General features: G+C 59.8%; 7 protein-coding genes and 2 pseudogenes. 6 read left to right on the forward strand and 3 right to left on the reverse strand.

The genetic code is table 11. The features are described from left to right. From NKG99_RS34525 to NKG99_RS34540, 4 genes and pseudogenes are all read left to right on the forward strand, one after another. Positions 1-2,153 (forward strand): Ig-like domain-containing protein (locus NKG99_RS34525; RefSeq protein WP_352873878.1); only part of this gene is annotated, 2,153 nt, incomplete at its 5' end. 62 nt (positions 2,154-2,215) lie between these two features. Beyond that, the gene (locus tag NKG99_RS34530) at positions 2,216-3,910 is read left to right on the forward strand and encodes a type I secretion system permease/ATPase (RefSeq protein ID WP_352873879.1); all 1,695 of its coding nucleotides are present in this window, start codon (positions 2,216-2,218) and stop codon (positions 3,908-3,910) included. Between the two features lie 19 nt (positions 3,911-3,929). Next, the gene (locus NKG99_RS34535) at positions 3,930-5,267 is read left to right on the forward strand and encodes an HlyD family type I secretion periplasmic adaptor subunit (protein ID WP_352873880.1); all 1,338 of its coding nucleotides are present in this window, start codon (positions 3,930-3,932) and stop codon (positions 5,265-5,267) included. A gap of 202 nt (positions 5,268-5,469) precedes the next feature. After that, positions 5,470-5,770 (forward strand): annotated as a pseudogene (locus NKG99_RS34540) (site-specific integrase); the annotation flags it as partial. Between the two features lie 25 nt (positions 5,771-5,795). Here NKG99_RS34540 and NKG99_RS34545 read toward each other — a convergent pair. Next, positions 5,796-6,254: a YybH family protein gene (locus NKG99_RS34545; RefSeq protein WP_352873881.1), complete on the reverse strand. Its 459-nt coding sequence runs from the start codon at positions 6,252-6,254 to the stop codon at positions 5,796-5,798. A gap of 641 nt (positions 6,255-6,895) precedes the next feature. On the opposite strand from NKG99_RS34545, the gene NKG99_RS34550 reads away from it, so the two are divergent. Both NKG99_RS34550 and NKG99_RS34555 read left to right on the forward strand, forming a co-directional pair. Beyond that, positions 6,896-7,771: a transglutaminase family protein gene (locus tag NKG99_RS34550; RefSeq protein WP_352873885.1), complete on the forward strand. Its 876-nt coding sequence runs from the start codon at positions 6,896-6,898 to the stop codon at positions 7,769-7,771. A gap of 77 nt (positions 7,772-7,848) precedes the next feature. Beyond that, entirely contained in the window at positions 7,849-8,703 is an 855-nt protein-coding gene (locus NKG99_RS34555; RefSeq protein ID WP_352873883.1) for a transglutaminase-like domain-containing protein, read from the forward strand. 246 nt (positions 8,704-8,949) lie between these two features. Here the strand turns inward: NKG99_RS34555 and NKG99_RS34560 are convergent. Beyond that, a pseudogene (locus NKG99_RS34560) lies at positions 8,950-9,057 on the reverse strand (glutamine amidotransferase); the annotation flags it as partial. 251 nt (positions 9,058-9,308) lie between these two features. Next, positions 9,309-9,512 (reverse strand): CsbD family protein, encoded by a 204-nt coding sequence (locus tag NKG99_RS34565; RefSeq protein ID WP_352873884.1) that lies wholly within the window; start codon positions 9,510-9,512, stop codon positions 9,309-9,311. Positions 9,513-10,128 lie beyond the last annotated feature (616 nt).

The following is a 10,128-nucleotide window of genomic DNA, read 5'->3' on the forward strand; positions in this document are numbered from 1 at the left end:
TCAGCGACGCGGCGGGCAACACCAACAGCGGCACCACCGATTCCAACAATTACGCCATCGACACGCTGCGGCCGACGGCAACCATTGGGATCAATGACACCGCGCTCACGGCCGGCGATGTCACGACGGTGACCTTTACCTTCAGCGAAGTACCGTCGAACTTCACTGCAGCGGACGTGAGCTACGACACCACCAGCGCAACCTTGGGCACGATTACAGCTACGGCCGATTCGAAAGTTTTCACCGCCACTTTGACACCGCTGGTGTCGATCACCGACGCTACGAACGTCATTACGGTGGGTACGGCGTGGCAGGACCTGGCTGGCAACGCCCCGGGTGCTTCAAGCAACTCGGTTAACTATACCGTCAGCACCGCCGTCGACTCGACGCCGCCGACTGTAACAATCACTAGTACGCCCTTAGATAATACAATCGGTTCTACCTCCATAGTCACCTTCCAATTTAGTGAAATTGTGACTGGTTTCGATCCCAGCAGTGCGACCGATGTTACATTGACACGTAGCACGCTGAGCAACATTACTCATGTAGACGGTGATACTTGGACAGCGACCTTGACGAGAACTGCTAGCGGCTCTGTAAAGGTTGATGTGATAGCAGGTAGCTATACGGACTCGGCGTTTAACCCGGGTGCTGCAGGGAGTCTAGGACCTCTCAACCCCGCCGGCGTTGCCGGAGAGCCGATTAATCTCGCCCTCACCGATCCATCGCATGAGGGTGCGCTCATCACCGTCACGGTGAAGGATGTGCCTTCCGGCTGGACCATCGACGGCGCAACCCACAACGCTGACGGCAGTTGGACGGTGCAGACCAGCGACCTGCACGGGCTGACGGTCACCACGCCTGCCGATTTCGCCGGCGCAGCAGTGCTCGACGTCCAGATGTCCTGGACCAACGCGGACGGCACGACTGGCAGCGCGTCCATCGCCGACAATGTCGAGGCCTACGCTCCGGGTTCGCCGATTTTTGCCTGGTCTGGCGACGATGTGCTGACCGGATCGAGCGGCAACGATCTCTTCGTCTTCTCGCAGCCGATCGGCGCCGACACGGTGCACAGTTTCGATGCGGCGGCCGACCAGATCGACCTTATCGGCTACAACGGATTGGCAGATTTTGCCGATCTCCAGACGCATATCGCCGACGATGCCCACGGGAACGCGGTGATCACGCTCGGCGATGGGCAGTCGATCACGCTGGACGGCGTCCACTCGGGCGCACTGATGGCAAGCAATTTCGTCTTCGACCAGACGCCGGTGGTCAACAATGCCGGAACCATGACGATCGGCGACGGCGCCTTGCTGCCGCTGAGCGGCACGATCAACAATAGCGGCCTCATCTCGCTGGACTCGACCGGCGGCGATACGCTGCTGCAAATCATCCAGCATGGCGTGACCCTGCAGGGTGGCGGGCAGATCCTGCTCTCCGACAGCGCCGCCAACGTGATCTCCGGCACGGGGCCGGATGTCACTCTGGTCAATGTCGACAACACGATCTCGGGTGCCGGCCAACTGGGCGGCGGGATGCTGAGCCTCGACAACCAGGGCACCATCATCGCCTCCGGCGCGAATGCGCTCTTCATCGATACAGGGGGCAGCGTCGTCATCAACTCCGGAACATTGGAGGCGACCGGTTCAGGTGGCCTGACGATCACCGGCGGGCTGGCGAATTCCGGCATGCTGTGGGCCAATGGCGGCGACATCGTCATCGACGGCCAGGTTACCGGCGACGGTGACGCCACGATCGGCAATCTCTCGAAGCTCGAATTCGGCGGCGCCTCGTCAACGGACGTCACCTTCGCGCACGACGCGGCCGGCACACTGCAACTCGACGATTCCTTCGATTTCAGCGGGCGGATCGGCGGCATCACCAATGACGACAGGCTGGAGCTCGAGGATATCCTGTTCGGTGCGGGAACGACGGCCGTCTATCAGGCAAACCAGGATGGTAGCGGCGGAACGCTGACCGTTTCGGATGGTACCCACGGTACCGCGCTGCATCTGGTCGGCTCCTATGATGCCAACGGCTTCAAGCTTGCCGATGACGGCCAAGGTCATACCGCCGTTTCGTACAATCCGGCGGAGTTCACGCTGACGGGCGTCGGTAATGGAGCAATTTCAAGCGACTTCGTGGTCTGACCAGAAGGGCCGCCGTCGGCGGCGGCCCACCGGCCTGACGAGCACCGAGTGGGGTTCTGGAATTGGATAGCAAACCTCGAGTTGTGAAGGATGCGCTTCGGGCATGCCGCCGCTATTTCCTGGTCGCGGCGGCATTCAGCCTGGCAATCAATCTGCTCTACCTCGCGTCCCCATTGTACATGCTGCAGATCTACGACCGGGTCGTCACCAGCGGCAGCGAAACCACGCTGGTGATGCTGACCCTGGTGTTGCTCGCGGCCTTCCTTTCATTGGCCGGCCTCGACCTGGTGCGCGCCGCTATCCTGACGCGCGCCAGCGCGCGACTCGACCGGCTGCTCTCGGCAAAAATCCTTGCCGCGTCGGTCGAAACCCCATCGCCCGGTTCCTCGCAAAGCCAGCCTATCCGCGACTTCGACACGTTCCGGCAGGTCATCACCGGCAGCGGCGTCCATGCCCTGTTCGACCTGCCATGGTCGCCAATCTATATCGGCATCATCTTCCTGCTGCATCCATGGCTCGGCTTCTTCGCACTGGGTTGCTCGCTGCTCCTGATCGCCATGGCCGTGCTCAACGAGTATCTCGTGCGTTCGCCGCTGAAGCAGGCCAACGACCTGGCGACCACCAACTATAATTTTACGGAGATGAGCCTCAGGAACGCGGAAGTCGTTCGCGCCATGGGGATGATCGACGGTCTCATTCGCCGCTGGGGGCGCGACCGCAATTTGGCGCTGCGGCGCCAGGCGGAGGCGAGCGACCGCGCCGCCTTGATGTCGGGCCTTATCCGGTTCCTGCGGCTCACCATGCAGTCACTGATCCTCGGCCTCGGCGCCTATCTGGTGATCGAGCGGCAGATCACCGGCGGCACCATGTTCGCCGCGAGTCTACTGCTGGGCAGGGGGTTGCAGCCTGTCGAGCAGATCGTCGGCCTCTGGCGCAGCCTGATCCTGGCGCGGGCTGCGTTGGCAAGGGTCGAGAAACTGGTCGACGGGGGCGCGCGGAACGAAAGATCGTTCAACCTGCCCAAGCCCAGCGGCAAGATCTCCGTCGAGCAGGTCAGCTACGCAATTCCCAGCCAGCAGAAGGTGCTTCTGCGGGACGTATCGTTTCGACTGGAAGCGGGCGAGGCGCTCGGAATCGTCGGCCCTTCCGGCGCCGGCAAGTCGACGCTGGCACGTAACCTCGCTGGCGTCATGCAGCCCAGTCGCGGCACCGTCAGGCTGGACGGCGCCGACATGTCGCAGTGGGGGCATGACGCGCTCGGCGACCACATCGGCTACCTGCCGCAGGATATCGAACTGTTCTCCGATACGGTGGCCGCCAATATCGGGCGCTTCAAGACGAATGTCGACCAGGAGGTGATCGAGGCCGCGCGGCTCGCCGGCGTACACGAGATGATCATCCGCCTACCGCAGGGTTACGAGACCCAGATCGGCGAAGGCGGCGCCGTGCTGTCGGGGGGATATCGGCAGCGGATTGCTCTTGCACGGGCGGTGTTCGGAACGCCGAAACTGATCATTCTCGACGAGCCGAGTTCCAATCTAGACGCCGATGGCGACCGCGCGCTGAGCGAGTGCGCGATCGAGCTCAAGCGCCGCGGCAGCACGGTGATCATCGTCTCGCACCGGCCTTCGACCCTGGCGAATGTCGACAAGATCCTTCTGTTGCGCGATGGCGCGGTCGAGGCCTTCGGCATGAGAAACGAGATCGTGGCGCTGCTCAACCAGCGCTCGGCGCCAATGGCGGTGGCAACCCAATGAACCGCGGCCGGAGAGATCGATGAGCGACGGGGCCCTCACCTACCGAAGCCTGCCCGGCGAAACCGGTATCCTGGCCCCGGATTCGATCCAGGTGCCGGCCTATGTCGGCCTGCTGATCATCGTCGCCTTCTTCGGCATCTTCGGCGGATGGGCGGCATTTGCCCCGCTGAACGGCGCCGTGCTCGCCGACGCTGTCGTCAAGGTGGAAGGCAATCGCAAGAGCGTGCAGCACTTCGACGGCGGAACGGTGAAGGAGATCCGCGTCAAGGATGGCGACATCGTCAGGAAGGGCGACATAATGCTGGCGCTGGACGACACCAGGATTCGCTCCGAGTTCAATCTCTATGCTCAGCAATATGCGCTGTTTCGCGCAACCGATGCCAGGATTCGGGCCGAACTGGACGGCAGCGAGGCTGTTGCCTTCCCGAAGGACATCCTCAAGGAGCACGAGGCCTACCTCAGGGATGCGATGGCAAACCAGATCGCCGACCTGGAAAGCCAGCGCGCCTCGATGGCCGGCGCCAAGCAGATCCTCGAGCGGCGGATTGGCGAACTCGAGGAGCAGATCCAGGGCAAGCAGTCTCGTGTCGAATCCTACCACGCCCAGCTGCAATCGACGATCGACGAGAAGGCCAGCCTTTCAAAACTGCTCAAGGCCGGATTGACCACCCGCCCGCGCATTCTGGAACTGGAAAGATCCGCCTCGGATCTGCAAGGCCTGATCGACGAAAACCTCGGCGCAATCGCCGGCAGCCAGCAGAGCAAGGCCGAGCTCGATAGCCAGATCGCGCAACTGACCAATGAGCGCCGAGCCAAGCTTTCGGCCATGCTGATCGAAACCCAGTCGAATCTTGCCGACCTTGTGCCAAAGATGTTTGCCGCCCAGGCTGCCATGGACCGGGCCGAAGTCCGCGCGCCTTATGACGGTCAGGTAATGGATCTCAGCGTCTTCTCGATCGGGGCGATCGTGGCGCCGGGCCAGACAATCCTCGACATCGTGCCGACCGAGAATTCGCTGATCGTCCAGGCGCAGGTTCGCGTCGAGGACATATCGAACCTGCGACCCGAGATGGCGGCCGAAGTTCGCTTCACATCATACAAGCAGCGCTCAATTCCCACAATTCATGGACGCGTCACCCGCATTTCGGCGGATCGCATTACCGACAGCAAAACCGGGTTTCCCTACTATCTTGCCGACGTAGCGGTCGATCCGATGGAATTGGCGGCGGCCCCCCAGATTGCGCTTTATCCAGGCATGCCAGCGTCGGTCATGATCGTTACCGAGGAACGTACCGCACTCGACTACATTTTAGGCCCGCTGGTCGTATCGTTCCACTCCGCCTTTCGCCAGAAATGACGGAGGTCGCCAATCGATTGGCGATGCAAAGTTTCGACGAGCCTGTCAGGCCTCCGTGGATCAAGACAGGCCTACGGACTCCGAGACCATGCCTGCAATCGCCAGTTAAATGCCAGGAGCTGCCGTTTCGGTTTCGGCCCCGACCTGCAACGCTGGGGCTTCCCGTTTCTCCATCGGCCAATCAAGGCCGAGGAGAACTCACATGAGTCACTCTCAATACGATGATGCTAGCCGCGAGCGGGCCGCCTGGAATGCAGGAAATGAAAGTAGGAACCAAGCGTCGGCTCACACAGAAACAGATCTGGGCTGTTCGCTTCTTCCTCGATCGCGAGGGGCGCGTTCGAGACCGTGCGCTGTTCGATCTGGCAATCGACAGCAAGCTTCGCGGCTGCGACCTGGTCAAGATCAGGATTAGAAATGTGGTTTCGGGGCCGGAGATTAGGACCCGCGCAATCGTCGTTCAGCAGAAGACGGGTCGTCCAGTCCAGCTCGAAATCACGAGTCGCTGGCGGGAGTGATTGGCGACCTCTACTTCTTAGCAAGGTTCGTATTCCAAATATCCCGATGCAGTCGCCATTCGCCGTCGGCGCCCTTCTTCCAAACCACAATGTATTTGCCGATTTCCTCACTGGTCTTGCCGTCGCTACCGGGAATCTTGATAGAGTAGGTGCCCTCCTCATACGCGAGATTGCCGCTCTCCTCGACCTGCGCCGCTTTCAGGGTCAGATCGGTCAATCCTGCATCGATCCAGCTCTGCCACATCTTCTGAACGCTTTCGCGGCCGGCGACCCGCTCTTCGTTGGGAGGAAACGCTACCGCGTCTTCGGTGTAGTGTTGAGCCAAGCTCGCCGTATCCTTAGCGGCAAACTTCGCAACAAAGTCCGCATTGTTCGCCTCTATGCTTGATTGGGCTGTCTGGGCACCTGCAGATTCGCCACCGCCGATAACTAGTGCGACGAAACAAAAAGTGGCTAGAAAGTAGCGCATCGAAGTCCTCCCTTTTGAAAGCCGGCCAGCGAAGACCATGTGCAGATGAAGACAACGAGGGCGAGTAATTGCCGGGTGTTGTCGGACATCGGCGCCCAATCAATGTCTTTTACAGACGGGGCGTAGCAGGCCGCTTGCAGGGCTAATATGCGCTTACGCTAATACAATGACAATCCCAGCTAGGCTAATATCCATGCCCCCCACTCACGCTGAGGCGCACATTGCGTTCGACGCGACATGCCGCTGGAAGATCGCCGCGAGCATCCAGTTTAGCCCCACTTCCTGGCGAGGCTAAGGCGATCATCCACCTGATCGATCAAGCCGGGCTCGAAGGTATGGTTTCGAAGCGCAAGGACAGCAATTCGACGGCCTGGCTCAGGACCAAAGCTTACAGCATTGACGAATACGAGTTGCTTGGCGTCGAGCGTGAGCCTGGGAAGCCGGCTTTCGCCCTGATGGCGGATCGGGCGACCGGGAGATATGTCGGCTCGGCCTCAATCAACTCGCGGGGCGCCATCCGAGACCGGCTGTGGAAGCGCGTCCAGGAACACGCCGGGCCGGCGGAGCGGAAACAGTTCGTTCCGGGCCGATTAGGCGCTAGATTGCTGCGGACGTTCCTGCGAAATCGTTGGCGGACGCCGATGCCGATTTTTTCAGTCAAGCACTCGACTGTCTATCGCTATAACCAACCGGTGAGGTTTGGCGAGCACCGGCTGATGTTCAGGCCGCGCGACAGTTTCGATCAACGACTTCTGGACCACGCCCTATCCGTGGACCCCGAGCCGATGGGAATTCGATGGATCCATGACGTTTTTGGAAACTGCGTTGCCGTGATCGAATTCACGGGTTCGGCCAATAAACTCCATTTCGCGACAGACATTCGGCTCGATCACACGCCGCAGCATGCGCCCGATTTCCGTATCGATGAGGCCGCGCTGAATTATCCATTCTCTTACGATCCCGATGAGGGGGCCGACCTCGCGCAAACCATGGAGCGCCATCATGCCGATGACAGCGACGAGATTGGCAAATGGGCACGGCAGTTCGTGAATGCCTCGGGACAAACCGAGACCGGCAAATTGCTGATGACGCTCTGCTACGCCATCCATGAGAGCTTCGTCTATTCCCGTCGGATCGAAACCGGGACGCAGCCGCCTCTCGTGACGTTGCATCTGCGCAAAGGCACATGCCGGGACTTCGCGCTTTTCATGATGGAGGCGGTGCGGTCGCTCGGCTTCGCAGCCCGGTTTGTGACCGGTTATGTCTATGTGCCGAGCCGCGACAGTGCTGATGTGCGCGGCGGAGGATCGACGCATGCCTGGTGCCAAGTCTATTTGCCTGGTGCCGGCTGGGTCGAGTTCGATCCTACCAATGGCATTGTCGGCAACCGGGATCTGATCAGGGTGGCCGTGGCCAGGCATCCCCAGCAGGCCATACCTCTTTCGGGAAGCTACTCCGGCAGCGCCTCAAGTTTTCTTGGCATGACTGTTGAGGTAAAGGTGGCGAAACAAAATTAGCTCTGTCTGATGTTCTCCGGAACTGTTTGGGCAATTTGGAGTTTGCCCGGTTCCTGAATCAAGGCATTGGAGCATCGATGCGCATCCGCGCGGGTTTCAACCTCACCTACGAATGTCCGCAGCAGACACCAATGCTGCTCGTCCTTGAGATCCATCCTTCACGCCGCGTCGATCTGTTGACAGAACAGGTCCTAGGCTTTGATCGCCCGATCGAAGCCCGCGGCTACATTGACGCTTTTGGCAACGCGTGCACGAGAATAGAAGCGCCTGCGGGCCTGACAACGATATCCACGAGTTTCGACATTTACGATACTGGGAAGTCTGATGTCGTCATGCCAGAAGCCATCCAGCACGACATCAAGGAACTGCCCGACGAGGTGCTCAGGTTTCTCCTGGGCAGCCGCTATTGCGACACCGACCGGCTTGGCGACTTCGCTTGGGCGAATTTTGGCAATGCCCCCTCCGGCTGGGCGCGGGTGCAGGCGATCTGTAATTTCGTGCACAATCACATCGCTTTCAGCTACCAAGCCGCGGACCCGCTTCGGACTGCCCACGGCGCTCTCGCAGATCGAACCGGCGTCTGTCGCGACTTTGCGCATCTGGCCATCTCGCTATGCCGCTGCATGAACATCCCGGCGCGCTATTGCACCGGCTATCTCGGCGACATTGGCGTGCCTCCGGTGCCGGATCCCATGGATTTCAGCGCATGGTTCCAAGCATATCTAAGCGGTCACTGGTTCACATTTGATGCTCGGCATAACCGCCCTCGCATAGGTAGGATCCTGATGGCGACGGGTTGCGACGCGACTGATGTTGCACTCTCAACCAGTTTCGGTTCATCGAGACTTGCTGGCTTCGAAGTTGTCACGAAAGAAGTCCAAGCGGAGCACGTGTTAGCGACTCCTATCGGAAATCCAGTGCCTTCACCTTGATCTGATCGCTGTGGCCAAAGCTCCGCGCCAGTTCGTGCTGCGAGAAAGGATTGAACTCTGAGTTGTATTAGTAAAGTCAAAGACTTATGAGATGTTTTGTACCATTGTGACGTCCGTCAAAATGGCCCTTCACCGTCATTAGTTGAAAGCCGAATTAAGGCCTGCAGCGAAACCAGCAACGGCACTGACCAGGTATCCGCCCTTCTCATTCGGTGCCGGCGAGGCCACCGCACCATGTTCGCACATCAAGTTGCCGTAGAGCGGCCATTCGAGAAAGTCCTGCGAGAGCCAATGCGGACCGATGTCGGTCGCCCAGGCGACCGTGCGCCCGCGGCCATGGTTTGCGAACAGCAAGGAGCGCTAGATCGCGCGCTTGTCCAAGGACAACGTCGGTGGGAGGAGACATACCGAAATTGTGCAGCGGCTCAGCAGCGCAATTAGCGTTCTGACGACCCGTGTTAACTGCCAATCAAGAGATCTTCAACATTCCTGATTACGAGGGCCAGCAGCGGGAGCGCAACCGCGACTGGAAGCCAACATTCGATCGATGAAAGTGGCGAAAAGGGCGCGGTCCGCGACGGCGCCCTTTGGCGATCGACGCTGTCCTACCAGCCTTGTCGACCATACCATTCGTCGATGTCTCGGCATACGCGATCCTTCTCGATGCCGTAGCGTTCCTGGATTTTGCCTTCGAGCTGATCGCGCTTGCCGGCGATGCGGTCGAGATCATCATCAGTGAGCTTGCCCCACTGTTCCTTGACCTTACCTTTGACCTGCTTCCAATTTCCTTCGACGCGGTTCCAGTCCATGGTGGCGACCTCCTTCGTTTCTCCCGTGGAAAAACGGTCGTATGGCAGTGAGGTTCCAATGCCGAAGAAGCGACAACCGCGATTGGAAGCCGATTTTCGATTCGACCAAACAGCCGGAACATTAGACTCTAAAAGTTCCTGCTTTGCGGCAGGTGGTGCCTTGGGAGAACCTGAAGCAGCCGAGCAAGCGGTGATCGATGACGCACGTCAGAGCATCGAGGCCTAACCTCAATCGAACTGGATTGGCTAAAGGATAGGCGCCCGCGCTACCCTTCGCGGGATGTACCGGCACTGAAGGGAGAAAATGCGGAAGCCGGCGACATAGCGTTCCATCGAACAGACCAGGACTGGATTGTTCGAATGGTTGCGGGCCGCAACCGCAACAAAGTCTCCCTAATTGGGCTTAGAGAGGACAAGCCCCGCTTCATCTACAGGGCCGACCATCTGGCCGTCGCTCAGCTCTCGCTCGGAGACCCAACTGCTGACGCATAAATTCCCAACCCGCTACAGCTTCAGCCACCGTGATTTCAAGGTACGCATCCGGTGAAGACCGCAGACGTGCATATCCGATGCCATGAGGACCTGAGCACCGCGGTGCTGGGGTCAAGCTTTCGAT

Source organism: Mesorhizobium sp. M1409, assembly GCF_040317535.1.
Classification (GTDB): Bacteria; Pseudomonadota; Alphaproteobacteria; order Rhizobiales; family Rhizobiaceae; genus Mesorhizobium.

Bases quoted from the DNA above. Each gene is read 5' to 3' on its own strand.
- NKG99_RS34535 (WP_352873880.1), top strand. From the start codon at position 3,930: ATGAGCGACGGGGCCCTCACCTACCGAAGCCTGCCCGGCGAAACCGGT.
- NKG99_RS34545 (WP_352873881.1), bottom strand. From the start codon at position 6,254: ATGCGCTACTTTCTAGCCACTTTTTGTTTCGTCGCACTAGTTATCGGC.
- NKG99_RS34550 (WP_352873885.1), top strand. From the start codon at position 6,896: ATGCCGATTTTTTCAGTCAAGCACTCGACTGTCTATCGCTATAACCAA.
- NKG99_RS34555 (WP_352873883.1), top strand. From the start codon at position 7,849: ATGCGCATCCGCGCGGGTTTCAACCTCACCTACGAATGTCCGCAGCAG.
- NKG99_RS34565 (WP_352873884.1), bottom strand. From the start codon at position 9,512: ATGGACTGGAACCGCGTCGAAGGAAATTGGAAGCAGGTCAAAGGTAAG.